The 19,919-nt window shown below is 52.0% G+C and carries 12 protein-coding genes; 2 read left to right on the forward strand and 10 right to left on the reverse strand.

The window, feature by feature from the left end; translation table 11 throughout:
* Positions 1–20 precede the first annotated feature (20 nt).
* The 6 genes from AB1L42_RS19955 to AB1L42_RS19980 form a co-directional block, all read right to left on the reverse strand.
* Complete coding sequence (locus AB1L42_RS19955) at positions 21–1,475, reverse strand: DUF1501 domain-containing protein (protein ID WP_367060378.1); 1,455 nt, start codon at positions 1,473–1,475, stop codon at positions 21–23.
* A 4-nt stretch (positions 1,476–1,479) separates the two neighbouring features.
* Entirely contained in the window at positions 1,480–3,963 is a 2,484-nt protein-coding gene (locus tag AB1L42_RS19960) for a DUF1553 domain-containing protein (protein WP_367060381.1), read from the reverse strand.
* A 309-nt stretch (positions 3,964–4,272) separates the two neighbouring features.
* Positions 4,273–8,865 carry a DEAD/DEAH box helicase gene (locus AB1L42_RS19965; protein ID WP_367060384.1) on the reverse strand — a complete coding sequence of 1,531 codons (4,593 nt, stop codon included), beginning with the start codon at positions 8,863–8,865 and terminating at the stop codon, positions 4,273–4,275.
* 297 nt (positions 8,866–9,162) lie between these two features.
* Complete coding sequence (gene bioB, locus AB1L42_RS19970; RefSeq protein ID WP_367060387.1) at positions 9,163–10,179, reverse strand: biotin synthase BioB; 1,017 nt, start codon at positions 10,177–10,179, stop codon at positions 9,163–9,165.
* A gap of 144 nt (positions 10,180–10,323) precedes the next feature.
* Complete coding sequence (locus AB1L42_RS19975) at positions 10,324–10,767, reverse strand: response regulator (RefSeq protein WP_367060390.1); 444 nt, start codon at positions 10,765–10,767, stop codon at positions 10,324–10,326.
* Between the two features lie 122 nt (positions 10,768–10,889).
* On the reverse strand, positions 10,890–11,927 hold the full coding sequence (locus AB1L42_RS19980) for a DUF3500 domain-containing protein (RefSeq protein WP_367060393.1): 1,038 nt from the start codon (positions 11,925–11,927) through the stop codon (positions 10,890–10,892).
* A gap of 582 nt (positions 11,928–12,509) precedes the next feature.
* Here AB1L42_RS19980 and AB1L42_RS19985 point away from each other — a divergent pair.
* Both AB1L42_RS19985 and epmA read left to right on the forward strand, forming a co-directional pair.
* Complete coding sequence (locus AB1L42_RS19985; protein ID WP_367060396.1) at positions 12,510–13,946, forward strand: serine/threonine-protein kinase; 1,437 nt, start codon at positions 12,510–12,512, stop codon at positions 13,944–13,946.
* Positions 13,943–14,953, forward strand: a complete 1,011-nt coding sequence (gene epmA, locus AB1L42_RS19990; RefSeq protein ID WP_367060399.1) for an EF-P lysine aminoacylase EpmA — start codon at positions 13,943–13,945, stop codon at positions 14,951–14,953. The genes AB1L42_RS19985 and epmA overlap by 4 nt, the downstream gene beginning before the upstream one ends.
* A gap of 73 nt (positions 14,954–15,026) precedes the next feature.
* On the opposite strand, the gene AB1L42_RS19995 is transcribed toward epmA, so the two are convergent.
* From AB1L42_RS19995 to AB1L42_RS20010, 4 genes are all read right to left on the reverse strand, one after another.
* The gene (locus AB1L42_RS19995) at positions 15,027–15,533 is read right to left on the reverse strand and encodes an acetolactate synthase (RefSeq protein ID WP_367060402.1); all 507 of its coding nucleotides are present in this window, start codon (positions 15,531–15,533) and stop codon (positions 15,027–15,029) included.
* Between the two features lie 289 nt (positions 15,534–15,822).
* Complete coding sequence (locus tag AB1L42_RS20000; protein WP_367060405.1) at positions 15,823–16,272, reverse strand: hypothetical protein; 450 nt, start codon at positions 16,270–16,272, stop codon at positions 15,823–15,825.
* 200 nt (positions 16,273–16,472) lie between these two features.
* Entirely contained in the window at positions 16,473–17,954 is a 1,482-nt protein-coding gene (locus AB1L42_RS20005) for a sulfatase-like hydrolase/transferase (protein WP_367060408.1), read from the reverse strand.
* Positions 17,955–18,191: 237 nt separating this feature from the next.
* Entirely contained in the window at positions 18,192–19,634 is a 1,443-nt protein-coding gene (locus AB1L42_RS20010; protein ID WP_367060412.1) for a sulfatase-like hydrolase/transferase, read from the reverse strand.
* Positions 19,635–19,919: the final 285 nt, after the last annotated feature.

A 19,919-nucleotide genomic window follows, 5' to 3' on the forward strand; every position in this document is an offset into this window, starting at 1 on the left:
AAGCTTCACCCGAGAGAAGACTACGCCAGAATGTCGCTGACAACATGTCCGTGAACGTCTGTTAACCGGAACTGGCGTCCCTGAAATCGATATGTCAGCTTCTCGTGATCAATCCCCAGCAAGTGCAAAATGGTGGCCTGTAGATCATGAACGTGAACGGGATCGGTCGCGACATTCACTCCCAGATCATCTGACGATCCGTAAGACTTCCCCGGTTGAACTCCCCCGCCAGCCATCCAAACCGTGAACGCATAGGGATGATGATCTCTTCCCCATCGCACACGATTGTTGATATCCCCCTGCAGGAATGGTGTTCGCCCAAACTCCCCGCCCCAAATCACAAGGGTCTCGTCCAATAGTCCCCTCCGGTCGAGATCCTGAACGAGTGCAGCACTTGCCTGATCGGTATCGCGGCATTGATTGTAGAGCTCGGTCGTCAACGAGTTATGCTGGTCCCAGCCAGCGTGCATCAGTTGTACGAATCGCGTCCCACCTTCGATCAGTTTTCGGGCCAGCAAGCAGTTGTGGGCGAATGTTCCCGGTTCTTCAACTCCGGGACCATACATCTCAAGAGTCTCTTTTGTTTCTCTCGACAGGTCCGTCAACTCCGGAACACTCGCCTGCATCTTGAAAGCCAGTTCGTACTGCGAGATACGAGTTGCGATTTCCGGATCACCAAAGTCCCTCAACTTCTGATGATTGATTTCCGCGATGTCATCGAGCCATCCTCGACGCATCTCTCGCGAAATTCCTTGGGGGTTGGAGAGATAAAGAACCGGTTCGTTGCTGCCACGGAATTTGACTCCCTGATACTTCGAAGGAAGAAATCCACTTCCCCAGTAGAAGTCGTAGAAGATCTGCCCACAGGTCGTGTTCTTGGTGATCGACGTCATCACCACAAAAGCGGGCAGGTTCGCTGACTCCGATCCCAGACCGTACGTGAGCCACGCACCGAGGGTGGGTCGCCCAGGAATTTCTCCTCCGCTCAGCAAGAATTGAATCGCTGGAGCATGATTGACAGCTTCTGTACGCATGCTCTTGATGAAGCAAAGCTTATCCGCAATCTGAGCGGTATGTGGCATCAAATCGCTGACCCAGGCTCCTGACTCCCCGTACTGGCGAAACGGTTCCACAGGAGCGAGCATCAGTTTCCCGGAAGCATCTCCGGTCATCGTGCTGAAGCGTTTGCCGTCGACGTAGCCGGCCGGGATCGGTTCTCCATGCAGTTGACTTAAGAGAGGCTTATGGTCGAACAGATCGACATGCGTCGGAGCCCCGTTTTGAAAGAGATAGATGACGCGTTTCGCCTTGGGAGCGAAGTGTGGAAGCGACGGCAATCCTCCGAGAGATTCTGCAGAGCCCAGACATTCCTGATTCAGCAACGCCCCCAAAGCAGCCGTCCCGAGACCGGTTGCGGAACGGCCGAAGAACTCTCTTCGCGTCATGTGCAACTGGTTTTCTAGCCGCGGGTCCATTGCGTTATTCCTTGGATAGAGTTTCGTCGAGGTTGAAAATCGCAAGGCAAAGTGCGGTCCAACTCGCATGTTCCACAGCCGGCAAATCCGAGTTGACTGGAGCCTCACCGATCGAGACAAGGGACGCAGCCAGTTCCGGCGCCGCCTGATATTCGTCACGAGACCGATTCAGTCCACGCAGAAGAACGTCAACTTCCAGTTCGTTCGGAGCTCTCATCAAAACACGTTCGTAGATCTGATGAAGTCGCTCAGTGTCTCCAGCAGACCTGTCTGTCAGAATTTTCTCAGCCAAAACACGAGCTGCTTCGACATACGTGACATCATTGAGCGTCAACAATGTTTGCAACGGTGTATTCGTTCGAAAGACCTTTACCGTGCACGTTTGTCGCGAAGCGTTGTCGAAGAAAAATGTTGGCCCGACAATTCGTCTCCAGAACACGTAGAGACTTCTGCGATACAAGTCTTCCCCATGGTCTTGCTTGTACTCTTTCTTCCCGAATGTCGCTTCCTCCCAGACTCCTTCTGGTTGATAGACATTCACCGGTGGCCCTCCCTGCTTTCGGACCAGCAATCCACTCGCAGCCAAAACTTGATCGCGAACCATCCAGAACGGAAGTCGATAACGTGGTCCTCTCGCGAGAAGACGATTCTGAGGATCTACTTCGAGCATCTCCGGTGTTGTACGCGAAGACTGTCGATAAGCAGAACTCATCACCATGAGCTTCATGAGTCTCTTCACGTCCCAACCGGAATCACGAAAGTCGGCAGCTAGCCAATCGAGCAACTCAGGATGACTGGGACGCTCTCCCTGCACTCCAAAATCTTCCGGAGTCTTCACCAGCCCGATTCCGAAGACCTGCTGCCAAAAACGATTGACCACCACTCGTGCCATTAATGGATTGCGATCAGAAACAAGCCATCTCGCGAGCGCCAGTCGATCAGCTTCCTGCGTCTCGCCAGTTCCATCAGCAGCTGATATTTGTTCAATGATCGGCGGCAAGCTTTCCGGAACGTCCGCAGAAACTTGCTCTCCATGTGCGGTGTACAATCCGCGTTCGAGAATAAACGAGTCCCGCCGCACTGTCTGATCCTGCATGACCATGACTTTGGGAATTCGTTTCTCAAGAGCCTCAATTTTCTCCTCCAGCGACTTCACCAGCTTTGAAGATTCACTGTCAGAGTCTTCAACCTCTGATGAACCTTCTTCAGGATTTTTCGCATTCAGTTCCTCAGTTTCCTGTTCAAGCTGTTTCCGAGCCGCTTTCAAATCGCTTCTCAGTTTCGCCAACTGTTGACTCTGATCGGTTGACGGAACCGCAAGAACCGGTGCTGTCTGCGGATCGCCTCCCGCCCCGGTGACAGGTGTCTGATTGAAGAACGAATAGAGGCTGTAATAGTCTTTCTGAAGAAGCGGGTCGAATTTGTGATCGTGACATCGACAACAATTCATGGTGAGACCCAGCCACAACGTTCCGGTTGTCTCCGTCATATCCATGACGTAGTCGACCCGGTTCTCCTCGGCGATGCGTCCCCCTTCACCATTGATCATGTGATTCCGACAGAACCCGGTCGCAAGCTTCTGTTCGAATGTCGCATCGGGAAGCAAATCACCTGCAAGTTGCCAGATCGTAAACTGGTCGTAAGGGAGATTGTCATTGAACGCCTGAACGACCCAGTCTCGCCACGGCCACATCGTGCGTTCTCGATCTCCCTGATACCCGTTGCTGTCTGCATAGCGAGCAGCATCGAGCCAGTTCCAGGCCATCCGTTCTCCGTAGTGTGGTGAGGAAAGCAACTGGTCGACGAGTCTCTCGTATGCTTCGTCGTTATCAGCATCGAGAAATGCCTGAACCTGCTCAGGAGTCGGCGGAAGACCGGTCAGGTCGAGGCTCAAGCGACGAATGAGCGTCCGCTTGTCAGCTGGCGGTGATGATGACAGACCTTCTTGTGCAAGTCGCCTCTGAATGAATGCGTCGATGGGGTTCTCGAACTCTGTCTGAGAAGAGTTCCCCAACGCTGGAACCGGTGGCGCTTCAATAGGGGTTAACGACCAGTGAGGACTCCACTTCGCTCCTTCATCGATCCATCGACCGAGCAGTTTAATTTGCTCGTCTGTCAGTGAACGATTGGAATCCACGGGCGGCATCTTCAGAAATTCGTCATCACTGCTGACGCGAGCGAACAACTCGCTGGCCGCGTGATCCCCCTGAGAGATGACGTTCAAAGCTTCTTCATGCTCATCTAATCGCAGATCTGCCGAGCGGTCACCAGCATCAGGGCCGTGACAATGAAAACAATTCTCTGACAGAATCGGACGAATGTCTCTGTCAAAGTTCACGGGCTCGACAGCTTGCTGGTCGTCCGCTGGGCATGAACGGAAGTTCGAAAGCACTCCAACAGCGAGAGCAACACTCAGCAGCACTCTCTGAACGATTGAAAGCGTTGAGCGTCTCTCAAACACGGTGATTGCAGCGACTGCCTGTTGCATTCGTTTCCGGATCAAAACTTCTCTGGAGTATTCTCAAATTTGGTTTGCACTCGAAAGAGCAACTTGTTTACGCCATCTACCAAATTGCATTCTGAGCTGTCTCAAAACGTTGTTGATGCATTGTACATTGTGGTCGATCATTACTCGCAAGAGCCACTTCCACTTTCTTCGCACAGGGAATGGCTTTCGGCGAATTCCGGAAGTCCATTCATCAGTTTAGAGCATTTCTTGATTTGGTGCGCACGAGCAAGCACATGCTTTTGTCTTGTGAAATAGCGCAAGCGAGTGCATAGGAAAGAGCAACTTGCTCTAGAAAGGAAAAGGCTTCGGTACACCGGAATCGGGCCTCTTCCGCTTTCGGGTCTTCCGTTTCCTCGATCCTTCTTGCCGATCAAAGACTCGCTGACGATCAGTCGACTTCGACTTCCTGATGAGTCCAAACTCCATCGCGATCTGCTGCCGGACCGAATCAGGCAACTCTTCCGCCATCCAAACTTCATCACTCTTCTTTGTCGCGACGATCGATCCGTTGAGGGTCGCAATTCGATTTCCAGCGAGAGCGGGAATCCTTCTGCCGGGACCGACCACACCGGTGAGATTGAGAGGATCTGCAGCGGAAAATACCGTCAGTTGCGGTTCGCCTTCATCGCTTCGAAGAGTCCTCAGCTCACGAATGGCTTCTCCCAGGGCGAATTGCTCTCCTCCTACGCCAGACACAAAACGTCCCCCGCGAATTTCTCCGCGAGCTTCGAGTCGACGAAAGACACGCAAGAGTTCCCACCATTGAGGCGCGAGACTTTCTCGAAGAACCAGTTCGCGAAACACGACTCCCCATCGTCGAATCAACTGCCAGGCCCATTGCTCGACCAGTTCATCTCGTGAGATTGCAGTGTCTTCACTTCTCTCTTCGTTGTTCTGCAAATCGGTCGTCTCGCAAAGTGTCCAGCGGCCCACTTGCGTCGTTGCTTGCCGTTGTCTTTGTCGCGAAGGCCTTCGTCGTGACGACTTCACTTCCGCGCGTGTTTGAGTCAACTTGCGAAGCCCGGAAAATCCGTCGGCAGTAATCCATCCGTGCGCGACCAGTTCTCCAAGATAGTCATCGAGTTGAGTCGGAAGATGGTTGGTCAATTCCAACAGATCACGAGCAAATAAAGCTCCACGAGTTTGCAACAGTCCGACGATCTCCTTTGCCGAATCTGAAAGCGATTCGATATCGCGTTCTCCCTTGCTATCACTCAGCCAATCGACATCCTCACGCAGAAAAATCGAGACAGGAACCGCTTTTGTCACAGAAGCCATAGGTCGTCCGGACGTTTTCTTTTTGGCGACCGCTCCCAGCCGTCCCCATCCGATTTCACCAGAAAGACACAGCTCATCCAGCCACGCTGGTTGGTATTCCGCGATACGTTGCGGCAGAACTGATTCCTCCCAAGAAGCAGCCGGAAGATCAATTCCCTGCAGTTGTGCGATGGCTTCGAAGACTCCGTCGCTGCCGGTTCGCTGATGCCCCTTCGTCGCGCCGTGATGTCTCTCGAGGAACTTTTGATAGACCGCCGGAGAGACCGCTTCGATCTCTTTTCTCAACCCGGAAATCGTCCGTCGATGAATTCGCGCCAGCAAACGTCGGTGACACCATTCGATGTCGACAGAATCACTGTCGAGGTCTGGGTCATAGTTGAGGAACCGTCCTCGAAGAACAATTCCTTCCCCTTCCAATGCGATCAATCCTCCCATCACACGTGAAACCGGAAGATGGAGAACGTCAGCGATTTGAACCGCTGTGACAGGTCCGCTCGTTTCAACCAGCCCACGGAGGACAGCAACGAGAGCTTCACTCTCATTCCATTGCTGACGGACCGTCGGCGGAACAGCCACTGAGTTTTCGGATTCGAGGTTCGGCCAGAGTTTTTGAATCGCTGGCCAGCACTCGACAGGCACCCACGCTTGGAGTCCGTCTTCTGACTCGATTCGGACGATGCGTGATTGATCGACCAGATCTTGGATTAACTCCGTGTGTTCGTCTGTTCGAAAGCAAAGCTGTCTCACCCAGCTTTCATCGCGATCATCGACCGGAACCAGAAATCGTGTCACGAGAGCATCGTGGAGTTCATCCTCATTCCGAATCAATGGCTGAACTTCCGCGACCACTGCTCGAATTGCTTCCGGGTCCAGCTTCCCAAGATCGCGCACACTTTCGATGCTGAGCGAACGTCGAGTCGCGACTGCACGAGCCCGCCGTTCCTGAACCTCTCCGCCGTCTAGAAACGCGTAAGGATTTGCATTCAGTAACTCGTAAGCAAAAGGAGATGGCTCCCGCGTGTCTCGACCAACGTAGGTGATCTCATCTCGATCAACGCGTCCGAGAACTTCGACAAGTCCATCGATGTCGAGGGCCTCACGCAGACAGTCTTCCATCGTCTGTTGGACCAATGGATGACTCGGGATTTCATGATCTCCGGTGATGTTCTCCTGACATCCGGTCAGCTTGGGAAAGACAGCAGTCAGCAGATCTTCGCTTCGAAATCTCTGCAGTGCTGGAGGAACCTTCTTTCCATTCCGCATGCGGTCGACAAACAAAGAGCGAGTGACATTCCATCGCCAGCGGAGGTGAAACGTCGGGTCGACCAGAAGTGCCTGCTCCAGAAGGTTCTGCGCGTTGTCCGGTCGCATCATTGGGAACAGCGACTCAATCGGAAAGCTGTGCTGAGGTCCGAGCGAGAGGATAAAGCCATCATCATCCGCTGAAGCTTGCAACTCGAAATCAAACGACCGACAAAACCGCTTTCGAAACGAAAGTCCCCACGCCCGATTGATTCGACCGCCAAAGGGAGCATGAACCACCAGCTGCATGCCGCCCGACTCGTCGAAGAACCTTTCAAAGACGACCCGACGCGTCGTTGGAATCACTCCCACAGCTGCTCGCTGCGCAGCGATATACATCACCGTTTGCCACGCAGCTGATTCGTCGCAATGAGTCTCAGAGATGAGCCAGTTTACAATTGTTCGATACCTGTCCGGTCGATCCTGTTCGCTGATCTTCGAAAGCCCATCAGTCACCGACTTATCGACGGTGATCAGTTTCTGTTCGATTTCTTCGCGGAGATTGGAAATCTCTTCCGAAAGTTCGATCGTCCGTCCCGGAGCTTCACCTCTCCAGAATGGAATCGTCGGCGGAGCTCCATGTGCATCGCTGACGATCAAATCATTTCCGCGCAGTCGCTGAATCCGCCACGAGGAGTTTCCGAGAAGAAAGATATCCCCCGCTGAGCTTTCAATTCCGAACTCTTCATCGACTGTCCCGACGACAGTGTTTTCATCTTCAAGGACAACACGGAGCAAATCCGTCTCTCCGATGGCCCCGGAATTGTTCATCGCGATCAACCGGGCTGCCTTCCGCCCTTTGATTCGTCGGTTCACATGGTCAAAGTGAATTAGCGCACGCGCTCGACCAGCCTGATCGGTGACTCCGGTGCTGAGGATCTGTAAAACCTCCTGATACTTCTCGCGTGTCAGCTTTTGATACGGCCATGCACGTCGAAAGCAGTTGAACAGGTCATCGATATCCCATTCCTGATTGGCAACTTCGCCAACGATCTGTTGAGCCAGAATGTCCAGCGGAGCTTCCGGAATCGGAGTCACATCGAGTCGGCCCGCGCGAATCGCTCGAAACAGTGCCATACATTCGACAAGCTCATCGCGAGTCAGCGCGAACAGTCGCCCCTTGGGGACGAGTCCCAAAGCATGCCCCGACCGACCAATTCTCTGCAGAAAGGCAGCAATCGAACGCGGCGAGCCCAACTGAATTACAAGATCGATAAACCCAACATCAATTCCGAGCTCGAGCGAAGCCGTCGCGACGACTGCCTTTAATTCTCCAGACTTCAGTCGCTGTTCAGTGCTGAGACGGATTTCTTTCGAGAGTGAGCCGTGATGACTCGCAACGGCATCTTCACCGAGAAGTTCAGTCAACTGATGAGTCACGCGTTCGGCAAGCCGACGAGTGTTGACGAAAATCAATGTGCTGCGGTGACTTTGAATCAACTCAACAAGCCGACCATTGACCTCTGCCCACTGCTCATGCGAACAGACTGCTGACAACTCACTCGGCGGAGTCTCAATTCCCAGATCGAGATCGCGTTGATGCCCAACATCGACGATTTGACAGTTCAATTCCTTCAGCTCAGGTGCTACTGATACTTCTTCCTCGAAATTGTCAGTTCGCTGCCCGATCAGAAATTCAGCCATTCTGGAAATCGGCTTTTGCGTGGCAGAAAGTCCGATTCGTTGCAGCGGAAACGTCGCGAGAGCTTCCAGTCGTTCGAGAGAAAGTGCGAGATGCGATCCGCGTTTGTCTCGCACGAGTGCATGAATTTCGTCGATGATGACCGTCCGCACAGAACGAAGCATCTCGCGGCTTCGTTCTGCCGTCAGCAGCAAGAAGAGAGATTCCGGAGTCGTGACGAGAATATGGGGCGGCTTTTTGACCATCGCTGCCCGACGATGGGAAGGAGTATCTCCCGTTCGCAGCCCGACAGAAATCGGAGAAACGTCCAGCCCCTGACTTCGTGCGAGTTCGTAAATTTCCTCCAGCGGCCCCGTCAGGTTTTTCTCCATGTCATTCGACAGGGCGCGAAGTGGAGAGAGATAGATGACGTGCAGCTCGGGGTCCATCTCTCCAGACAGCGACATCCGAAAGAGACGATCAATAATCGCGAGAAATGCGGTCAGCGTTTTTCCACTTCCCGTCGGAGCGGCGATCAAAGTGTGATCACCTCTGGCGATATGCGGCCAGCCTGCCAGCTGCGGATCTGTAGGACCTGCGAAACGAGAGCGGAACCAATCCTGAATCACCGGATGAAATTGAGAGAGAGCGTCTTCCTCCCAAAGTCTTCGCTGCTGCATCGGTGACTCCCTGAAATCGAATTCCGGATCAAATCGCGGAATCGGTGATCGTCACATTTCGAACAGAGCACATTTGCCAACTGTTCTTACGAAGTCCGTCTCCCGTGACAATCACGGCATCAGTTCTCCGTCACCGATTCCATTGTCGGAGCGATGCAGCACGGGAAAGAGATTCTGACGAATCTCGATGACTCCGCGTTTCGCTGACTCGCACCTTCGCGAGACTTCCCTCGTTCGAGAGTGCATCACCGATCGATTTTCAGGTCTTGATGTTCGACGAGAAACCAGCGCCGGAAGTTAAGACGCCATTTCATGTCCACCAATGATGACTTCAAAGCCGAGGTCTTCGATCATCGAAAAATCGTCTTCTGCTGACTGCCCCTTCGTAGTGAGATAATCACTCACAAAAATCGAATTGGCAGCATACAGCCCCATGGCTTGCATCGATCTCAAATTCACTTCTCGTCCGCCAGCGATGCGAATTTCGGTCGCAGGATGGACAAGTCTCAACAAGCAAAGAATACGGAGGCACTGCCGGGGGTCAAGATCTTCACGCTTCTCCAGAGGCGTTCCATCGATCGAGTGCAGGAAGTTCACCGGGATTGATTTGACGTTCAACGCCTGCAGTTCGAAGACCGTGTCGAGGATGTCATCGTGAGTTTCCCCCATCCCGACAATCAAACCGCTACACAACTCCATGCCGGCTTTCTGCGCGACTTCCAGCGTATCAATTCGATCCTGATACGTGTGAGTGGTGCAGATTTCTTCGTAGTAGCGACGTGATGTGTTCAGATTGTGATTGATACGGTCGACACCTGCATCTGCGAGTCGCTGAGCCTGATCAGGTTTCAGAAGCCCAAGACAGGCACAAATATGTAATCCGTGATCGGCTTTGATCTTCGCGACAACGCGACAAACGTGATCAACTTCTCGATCGGTTGGTCCTCGGCCGCTAGCAACGATGCAGTATGTTCGTGCCTGACTCGAAGCTGCCTTGGCAGCCCCTTCCATGAGCACTCGTTCATTCGCAATCGTGTACTTTTCAATCGGTGCATCCGACACGATCGACTGCGAGCAATACCCGCAATCTTCGGGACACAATCCGCTCTTGGCATTCTTCAAATAGTACAGCTGAACAGTCCGCCCGAAGTATGTGCGACGGACGAGGAAAGTGGCTGCCAGAAGATCCAGAAGTTCGGAGTCACTCGACTGAAGGAGTTCCAGACCCTGCTCGCGTGTGAATGCATTTCCACTCAAAACCTGTTGCGCAACTTCATGCCATTGGATTTGAGTGGTCGTTTCGATGGAACTCATAGAATTTTCTGCTGTCTTCAGTCAGTGTCGTGTTGAATTGCGAGCGATTCCGCTGAGTCTGTGTTGACTCCGCTCGCAAATCAATCGTCTGAGCAATCTTTGGTAGTAGGAACAGAGAAAACCGAGTCGTGAACCGCTCTCGATTTACTCATCTTTCGACTTTTTGCGGGACACCCGATTCCCAAGTGGACTTGATGATCCCTTCTTGGGTTGACCGGAATTCCGTCCTTCGAGTGCATTGCGGACGGATTCGATCATGACATCCATCGCAAATGGCTTACGAAGATAATCGACAGCCCCCAACATTTCTGCATAGGCTTTGTGCCGTCCACCTTCGTTGGCCGTAATCATAATGACCGCCGGAGGGGAATCGAGCGTTGAGAGGTATTCCAAAACAGGAAATCCCCCCATCCGCGGCATCATCATGTCCGTAATCACGACGTCAGGCTCTTGTTCCTGAATGATTTTCTGACCATCCACACCGTTCGTCGCCGTAAAGACCCGATATCCAATCCCCTCTAAAACAGATTTCAAAGTCGATTGAATCTCGCGGTCATCTTCGATGAGAACGATCTGTTCACCAGCCATCGAGCACTCCTCTCGGTGGAGCGGAACTCCTACCGCACAAATGTCCAGTTAAATTCTACCCGCCCCATCTGGGACTCACAATACCGATTCGGTCATGCACTCACAAAACTGAAATTGCAAGTTCAGTCCTCAATCGCAACTGCAAAGTCCCCGCGAAGATCACGCCAGACACAGTGAATATGGTTGGCCGGATTGCCTGCTGCATCCGGCTGTGTGTTCACGAATTCGATCAAGAATGATGGTGATTGAACGCGGTAGTAGTGTCCGATTCCCGGTTCAGTCGCTCCGGCCCAGGCGAAGTGAATTTTGTTCAATCCGTCGAAATGAAGCTGATCATCGCGCTGTTTGGCAACTGGTCCAGGCATGGCATTGATGTACTCATTGACGAGTTTCAACAGCATCCCCCGTTGCTCACTCGTTAAATCTTCGTAGCGAATACCAACCGGCTCGGTGACAGGCGGTTGTGGCTCTCCTGCTGCCCGGATTTCAGTCAGCGCTTCCTCAGCAATGATCGCCTGCCCCTTTTGTTCCGGTGACAAAGACTGAACCAACTCAAAAGCTGCCGTCTCTTCGATATCCAGCACGCGAGTTCCAACCTTTACGCCGACACTGTTTTCGTTCTTGACTATGGCAGGGTTCGATGCAAAAAACTGCGGAGTCGTTCCGATCAATTGCTGATCGTTGACCACAAAGTTCAACGACAAGTGGTGCCCCTCGACGGAAAGTCCCCAACGCTCATCAGATCCGGGGTTTCCGAAGAAGGTGAAGTAATAACGTTCGAAATCTCGCGCCCAACGTCCTTTTCCTTCTTCGAACTCATTGAGCACTTTTTCGAGTTCCATAATCTGTCGTGTTTTCTGATATCCCGTTTCGCTGAGAGCATTTTTTAGAAGCGCAAATGCTGCTTTCTGTTGCGCTTCTGTCATGTGCTTGACTTGCAGACCTTTGCGTTCATCTTTCGGAATGAAGTGCCACCCCAAGCGTTCTGGACTTCCGTATTCGAAAACCGCGGTCTTCTTCTGATCAGCATCCAAAAGCTTAATGAACTTTTCTGCGGAAGCTGTCATCCCATTGCCAGGATCGTTTGCATCCCAGAAGGTCAATCCGATGGAAGCAACCGTCGACAGGAAGAGAAAAGTCAAAACAGAAAGTCGTGACATAGTTGGCGGGCCTTTGAGGAAGTTGGGTGGGTCGTCAATTGTGGGTCGCGAATTCTGATCGCGTGGTGTCACTTTGTCTGAACAGTGTAAATCCCCAAGCTGGTGATGTCACGACAGCGAGGAAAAACCATCCAGGACAGCAGTCAGCATCAGGTCAACACTTCAAAAACTGACACAGGAATGTGATCAGCAAATCATGTCGAAAGTACAAAAAAGAATCACTCGTGCGATTGTTTTCCACACTCTCAAATGACAAGTCATGCAGTGACGTTGATACTTTCCGGCAATGGTACAAGTCAACACATGAGAATGATTTGACGCGTTAGTTCACAATGGTAGGATCTGAGATTGGAGCACTCCTGACACATCAGAATGTCCGCACGTTGCAGGCACTGAATTTGCAGCACGGGAGTTGACTTCAACGAACTTCAATACTTGAGTCTCTCAAGTCGATAATTGTATGAGCTTGTCACTGTGAGATTGTTGCCTCCTGGCCATTGTTTTTGATCACGACGAGCACGCTGAAACTGAAAAGCAACAGGCCGGTCTCGCCCGATCAGGCAAATAAAATAAAGCAAGAGCATGGTGCCGCGAACGATCCCAGAGCTTGAGGATTTACTGATCCAACTTCAGCTGATCACAGTCAGCGACCTTTCACAATTGCGTTCCGAAGTCCATGGCGGACTCGATGTTGATGGCTATCTCCAACTACTCGAACGCAAGCAACTTCTGACCACCTATCAGTCTGGTCGTGTTCGCAAAGGAGAAACAGAAGGCCTGGTGCTCGGTGGCTGCAAATTGCTGTATCGAAACGCATCAGGCAGCTTCGCAAGAGTCTTCCGCGCCAGCCGTATCAGCGATGGTCAAATGCTCGGAATGAAAGTTCTTCGCGATCGATGGGCCAACGATCCCGCGAGCATTCAACTCTTTCGACACGAAGGACAAGTCGGCAAGCGGCTCAAACACCCCAACATCGTTCCAATCTACGATGTCGGCAGTGAAGGAAAATTCCATTTCATCACCATGGAATTCGTCGAAGGTGGAAATCTTCGCGACTTCATGAAGATTCGCAAACAGCTCAAGCCCGTCGAAGCTTTGCGATATGCCCTCGATATTGCTCGCGGTCTGGAATACGCCCTGACGCAGGGAATCACTCACCGGGACATGAAAACAACAAACGTGTTGTTGAGCATTCAGGGAGTCGCAAAACTCATCGACTTCGGACTGGCAGCTGACGACTCATTTTTCAATCGCCCCGGCAGCCCCGACCTGGCACAAGCGATCGAGTACTCCACTCTCGAACGCGGGACGAACGCACCTGCCAATGATCCGCGCAGTGACCTCTTCTTCCTCGGAACCATTCTCTACGAACTTCTTTCCGGAGAGCCCCCTTACCCCAGAACTCGAGACCTCGAAGAACGCCGCCGCTTCAACCGGTATCGCGATATCCGTCCACTCGCTGGGATGATGCCGTCACTCGAATGGGACATCGTTTCCGTCGTCGATCGACTCATTCAAATCAATCCCGGTCAGCGTTATCAATCCCCGACCGAACTCGCCGAAGATCTCGAGCGCCTTCTTGAGCAACTCGGACATACTCCGACCCAGGCAGTCAAAGCTCCCGTTCAAGAAGCCTCCTCTTCAACGAAGACGATTCTGTGCGTGGAAAATCGCCCGAAGAGACAAGACGTTCTGAGGGAATACTTCTCGAAACACGGATTCCGACTGCTGCTCATGGGAGATGTCGACCGTGCTTTGAACCGGATTCAAAAAGACCCGCCGCAGGGGATTATTTTCTTCGGAGACGTTGTCGGCGATCGAGTCGTGGACGACTTCAAACAGTGCATCAAGTCGACCGCCGGGCAGGATCTCGTCGCTGTGCTCGTTCTGTCGGGAAGTCAGTCGTCGCTGCAGAATGGGCTAGCTGAGATCGACAATCGCGGCAAAGTCTTGACTCAGCCGATTCGACTCAGAGATCTACGCAACGCAATTCAGGACCCGGTCGAGTCGACAACGTGAACACGTCAATCGTGAAAGACGGCTCACTTCGACCGCAAAATGTCATTCAGAATTTGAGGAAACGCGCCGCCCTCCTGAACCACGTTCGGAAAGAATTCCACCGACAGGGATATTGGGAGGTCGAGACTCCACTCTTGTCTCAGGAAACTTGCATCGATCAATGGATCGAGCCGATGGAGTGCCACGCTGCGGACCAGGTGCGTTACCTCCAGACATCTCCCGAATTTGCAATGAAGCGACTCGTCGCCAGCGGAGCCGAGTCAATCTATCAGATTTGCAAAGCTTTTCGTGGTCACGAATCAGGAGTGAATCACAACTGCGAGTTCACACTCGTTGAGTGGTATCGTGTCGGCGATAACTATCATGCCCAAATGGACTTCGTAGAAGACCTTCTGCGATCTGCCCTCGACTTCTCAATACAGAACGCCTGGATCGCACCAGACCAGAAACCGAAGCAGTTTCACAGAATCTCCTACGAATCCGCATTCGTCGAATTCGCCAACATCTCCGCGCTCACAGCGACAGACGATGATCTCATCCAGCAAGCGATCGATTCGGGAATGACATCTTCGAGTAAAAATGCCCCCCTGCGAGATGACGTGCTCAACTATCTGCTGGCAACACGCGTCGAACCCGAACTCGAAAAACTGGGCTCAGTTTTTCTGTACGATTACCCCGCCAGTCAATCTGCTCTCGCCCAAGTTCGCAACGATCAACCGCCAGTCTCCGAACGGTTTGAGCTGTACGTTAACGGCATCGAGCTTTGCAACGGGTATCAGGAACTGACTGATCCGGTAGAACTTCGCCAGAGAATGAAGCATCAGAACGAGCTGCGGGCAAAAAGAGGATTGCGCCAATTCGAAACGGAAACGCACCTGATCAAAGCGATGGAAAGTAGTCTTCCAGAATGTGCCGGAGTCGCACTCGGTTTTGACCGACTCGCGATGCTGTGCCTCGGACTGACATCCGTTCAAGATGTGATCGCGTTTCCCTTTGAGTCAGCATAACTCATCGGACACTCTTCTCACTGTCAGTTTAAAGCACGCAATCGGTCTGACAGCCAAACTGCCGCAACTTGCTCTAAAAGTATTCGTCGTCGCTCAACAGATCTTTCTCAGCGAGCAGTCGGTGCCCCTGGTCTTTGAGAATGCTTCCCGCCTGATCGACGTCATCAACATAGACCGCGATTGCGCCTTTTCCCCCGCGCCGAAACAGAAGCGGATAGGTGTAGCTGATGTTGATCTCAGCTGCGACGAGTGCCAGAAAAATTGAGACGAATGGTTTGTCATCGTCGGGAAGCTGAACGCCGAGAATATCATTCTCGATAAAATTCAAACCAGAGAGTTCGAAGATTTCTCGGGCCCGGTCGGTTTCGTCGACCATGATTCGAGCGACGGCGAAATCGACCGTATCCACGACGCTGAGAGCCAAGATTCGAAGATCATGATGCTCAATCTGCTTCAACAACGAATGCAGCTTGCCGACCCGGTTTTCCATGAAGACGCAGAATTGCCTGAGGCAGGGCCAGTCACGTCCCCGGGCTGTGATTGGGGAAACAGGATCGTCATTGTCAAAATCCGACGGCATCAATGCCTCCGTACGCCTTCACGAGTATGGCAAATTTCATGGAAAGTTAAGCAATCCGCCGAGATCGGTCAATTCGCTGTTTTGAGAGCATCTGTATTTCGAGCTTTCATTGTTGACTGCAAGCAGCGAATTCAATCACAACGAAAAAACACCTGCCGAATGATTCCGACAGGTGTTTTGTTTTTTTTCGAGCGTTTCTTGAACTGCTATTCGCGGCTTCGCTCATGCCACCAGGAGAGATTCCAAGTGGAGCGATCCAGTCCAACCACCTAAAGATCGGACGAATCTCTTACTCTTCCTTTTTGACTTCAAACCCTTTCTGAAACGCAGCATCAGAGAAAACGAGTTGAAGTTGTTTCTCGCCTTCAGCACCTTTCACTTTGGCAAGACACTTGTCGCAGCAGAATTCCACTTTGACATCTGAAACCGCTGTCATCATTTCAGGATTGAGTGGCTGACCAGAAATCGGACACTTCACCTGCTTGGCCTGCTTGGTAACGACAATCTGGTGATTCGCTTTCGGTGCAAACTTTTCAGTGTTCGCTTCGAACGCTTTCGGACAGTTGGGGCAACAGAAGAAGACTGTTGCTTCCGAATGCTTCAGTGAGTGTGTTTTGTCAATGTCTTTCCCTGAAACCGGACAGACTGGCTTAGCTTCTTTCTTCTCATCTGCCTCTAAAAAGACAGTCCCAATCAACAGCCCGAGGATTCCGATGACGGCAATACTAAAGTGCTTCATTTCAAACTCCACAATGTTTTCAAACGAATCACGACCAACGCGTCGAGAAAAGACACAATTGAGACTAACAAACCCCAGCGATGTCAAAAACAGAATTTTCTTCAGGAAGGCAACATTTCAGAGAAAGCCAAAACCCTCCACGCTGCACTCATGATCTTGTTGATCTGAGGAACGAGGAACAATTGAACACTTCTGGCGATTCACTTCTGATCGAAGTAGTGACCATACCAGGCTTTCTCCTGGCTGTTCGGGCGACCACCTGGAACCCCTGCAGGCTCCATTCCCTCAGCCCATTCGACCAATTGATCTTCCAACTGCTGTGCGATTTCAGGGTGTTTATCAATTAGATTTGACGACTCTTCTGGGTCTGAATTCAGATTCAACAAGAATTCGCGAGCGTCACCGAGCCTGAGATATTTCCAGTCGCCAGACCGAACCGCTGATTGATTCCAGAATGTCCAAAAGAGTTGTCTTTGAGGAAGATTCTCGTTGGGTCCGGTGACGTAATCGAGCAAATCGACCCCATCAAGCCCTTGAGCATCCTCCACCCCGACGGCCGACAACGACGTCGCTGCGATGTCGAGAGTCGACACTGGCTCACCGACGACAGTCCCTTTCGGAACCCGTTTGGGCCACTGAAAAACAAACGGAACTCGAATCCCTCCTTCGGCCAGCATCCCCTTCTCACCCAACCAGGGATCGTTCAGAGATCCATCCCAGACCGGCCCTCCCTGCCCGATCGGATCATCCGGCTTCGTCAGTTTCAATGGAGCACCGTTGTCGCTCGTAAAGAAAATCATTGAGTTCTCAAGTAAGCCGAACGACGAGAGTGAGCGGACAATCTCGCCAACCCCATCATCAATGGCTGCAATCATCGACAAGCCATACCGTCGCCGCTCATTAGGCGCATCAGGGAATCTTGCCAAGCGATCCGGAGTCGCCTGCAGCGGAACATGAGGACCGTAGTAGCCCACATACAGAAAGAATGGCTCCTCATAGTTATTCTTAATGAACTGGACTGCAGCCTGAGTTTGAATGTCGATGCGATGCCCGGGAACGTACTTCCATCTTCCCTCATTCGAAAGTGCCCCTTGATCGAACTCGAAGTTCACGAAGTACTGCTGGATTTCTCCGGCGAAGTATTGTCCGAATCCCTGTTTGTCAGGATAGAACTCCAACGCTCTTTCAACCGGAATATTGACTCGACCATTTCTTCCAACCTGAATCCCCGGAAGGTTCTCGCGAGCCCAATCAAGAGAAACGGCATTGGGAGAGAGGTGCCACTTCCCAACCATGCCTGTTCGATAACCAAGTTCCTGCAGTCGTTCCGCAAGAGTGATTTCTTCCAATGGAAGCGGACACATTGAGATTTCATCGAGACCAAAACGCTGCTGGTACTTCCCGGTCAGAATCGCAGCCCGTGACGGACTACATTGCGGGGCTGTCACATAGGCTGCTGTAAACCGTGCACCGTTCTGAGCGAGCGAATCGATATGCGGAGTCCGGACATCAGTGACCATTTTCTGACAGGAGAGGTCGGCGTATCCGTGATCATCTGACAGAATGACGATGATGTTGGGACGATTCTCGACGGCGTCACTCGCATCGAGTCGTCCTCCGAAAGTGAAGAACAGAATCCCGACGATCGCTGCGATGTGATGACACCTTTGCGAGCGTACCATTCTTCGAAATTCCGAAGCAGTTGAGCGCATAAGCATATGACGAGAAGCCCTGAAAAGATGGAGCGCAAGTCTCCGCCGCCGATCACCATGTCGACAACGAGTGACTCTTCACTGATCCCAACACCTACAAGTGTAGCGCGTCAGGATCGACCATACGAGGAAACTTTCAGAACTTCTGATTCCGAAGATCCTTAGGAAACGTTCTGACCGTCACCTACTTCAATGATCCAAGAAGGATTACTCTTCGGATGCCTTCTTCCCCTTCGGCTTGTCGGCAGCCTCGTAATAACCTTCGCGAGTGTTGAACTCGATCACTTTCTCCAGCTTCTGGCGGATCGATTTCTGCTCTGCGCTCAACGACTTCATCGACAATGGAGACTGTTCTTCGTCATCCTCAATCGTGCTATAAAAATTCCCCGTGCGATACAGCTTGTACTCATGAGTTCGAGCTGTCTCTCCGGCGGAATGCTTCTTCCCTCCGTCGGCCGGGACACCATTTCTGAAGTACCAGCAATAGACCCAGGAACGTGGATTGCCAACTTCACCTTGAAGCTGAGGCCAGAAGCTTTGACCATCAAGCATTAGATTCTCAGGCACCGCAGCCGAGGTTGCGTCCGCTAGAGTCGGCAGGAAATCTGAGAAGTCGATGAGATCCGTATTCACGGTTCCAGCTTCAACCCGCCCCGGCCAGTTAACGATCAACGGAACGTGCGTCCCGTGATCGGTCATGTAACTCTTGCCGCCCCGCCAATCCTTGCCCCGCAGTTCAGAGACGATGGACTCATATGTCCCATTGTCTCCGGTAAACAGGATCAGCGTTTCATCACGCACGTCGAGTTCGTCGAGAGTGGCCACAATCTTGCCGACCATTTTGTCCGCATAGGTCACCATGTCTCCGAAGAACTTCTGAGACTTCTTCGGAGCTCCGGTTTCCGAAACATCGTCAACGCGAGCCTTCGGATCCCACTCCTCCGAATCCGGGGTTGGCTCGAATGGCCAATGCGGAAGAATCATGGGGTAATAAACGAAGAACTTCTGATCTTCAGCCACTTGGCGACGAATAAAATCACATGCGTAATCACTGACGATATCGGGGCCGTACTGCCCTTCTTTGAAGTCTTTCTCTTCGTGATTGATTTCGAGGCCCGGGTTCGGATAGCGGTTGGGTCGACGCGTGACTTGCCAGAGACAGTATTCGTCGAAACCAAAGTGGTTCGGCCCTTCGAATCCTCCTCCCAACTGCCACTTCCCAACGACACAAGTTCGATAGCCGCTGTCCTGAAGAAGGTTTCCGAACGTATAAATACTTGGATCAAGCAATCCGAACTCTACATAATTTCGGCTGTTATAAATCCCCGACATAATTTGTACCCGCGACGGAGTACAAATCGGCTGGCTGAAGCAGTTCTCAAAACGCATTCCGCTGGCAGCGAGTTGATCGAGAGTCGGCGTCTGATAGCTCGCTCCGCCGTTGGCTCCGACACACTCAAACCCCATGTCATCTGCCATGATCAGAATGACATTGGGGGTGGCTGTCGATTCAGCCGGAAGGCAACTTGCAAAGCCAAATTGAAACACCAAAACAATCGTGCAGACCAACATCGAGATCGCACTTGGCGAAGTGACGTTGATCTCTTGAACACTTCGTCTCTCAGAAGCCCCCACGGAACACCGCTGCATCGTCGCCTCGCTTTCTCGAAGTGATCCCGAAACAGCCGATTGACTGAAGACCGAAGCGCTCAGCAGTCGACATATCGATTCAGGAAAAGTTTTGGTGAAAACTCAACCGGTTGAGAACATTCACATCGTGACTTTGCACTCACCAGAACTCAACTCTGTGGGGAATCATGGGCTTGCAAGTGTGCAACAGAGACTCGCTGAAATGCAAGTTTCCTGAACATGTTCAGATTTGGCTTACACTGATTCACACGAGCAAACTCAGCTTTTAATGAGTGAGAACGTGCG

Source organism: Thalassoglobus sp. JC818 (assembly GCF_040717535.1).
In the GTDB taxonomy this organism is placed as follows: Bacteria; Planctomycetota; Planctomycetia; order Planctomycetales; family Planctomycetaceae; genus Thalassoglobus.

What these genes read in the sequence shown, in the direction of transcription:
- bioB (WP_367060387.1), bottom strand. Translation starts at nt 10,179, where the DNA reads ATGAGTTCCATCGAAACGACCACTCAAATCCAATGGCATGAAGTTGCG.
- AB1L42_RS19995 (WP_367060402.1), bottom strand. Translation starts at nt 15,533, where the DNA reads ATGCCGTCGGATTTTGACAATGACGATCCTGTTTCCCCAATCACAGCC.
- AB1L42_RS20010 (WP_367060412.1), bottom strand. Translation starts at nt 19,634, where the DNA reads ATGCAGCGGTGTTCCGTGGGGGCTTCTGAGAGACGAAGTGTTCAAGAG.
- AB1L42_RS20000 (WP_367060405.1), bottom strand. Translation starts at nt 16,272, where the DNA reads ATGAAGCACTTTAGTATTGCCGTCATCGGAATCCTCGGGCTGTTGATT.
- AB1L42_RS19975 (WP_367060390.1), bottom strand. Translation starts at nt 10,767, where the DNA reads ATGGCTGGTGAACAGATCGTTCTCATCGAAGATGACCGCGAGATTCAA.
- AB1L42_RS20005 (WP_367060408.1), bottom strand. Translation starts at nt 17,954, where the DNA reads ATGGTACGCTCGCAAAGGTGTCATCACATCGCAGCGATCGTCGGGATT.
- AB1L42_RS19980 (WP_367060393.1), bottom strand. Translation starts at nt 11,927, where the DNA reads ATGTCACGACTTTCTGTTTTGACTTTTCTCTTCCTGTCGACGGTTGCT.
- AB1L42_RS19955 (WP_367060378.1), bottom strand. Translation starts at nt 1,475, where the DNA reads ATGGACCCGCGGCTAGAAAACCAGTTGCACATGACGCGAAGAGAGTTC.
- AB1L42_RS19960 (WP_367060381.1), bottom strand. Translation starts at nt 3,963, where the DNA reads ATGCAACAGGCAGTCGCTGCAATCACCGTGTTTGAGAGACGCTCAACG.
- AB1L42_RS19985 (WP_367060396.1), top strand. Translation starts at nt 12,510, where the DNA reads ATGGTGCCGCGAACGATCCCAGAGCTTGAGGATTTACTGATCCAACTT.
- AB1L42_RS19965 (WP_367060384.1), bottom strand. Translation starts at nt 8,865, where the DNA reads ATGCAGCAGCGAAGACTTTGGGAGGAAGACGCTCTCTCTCAATTTCAT.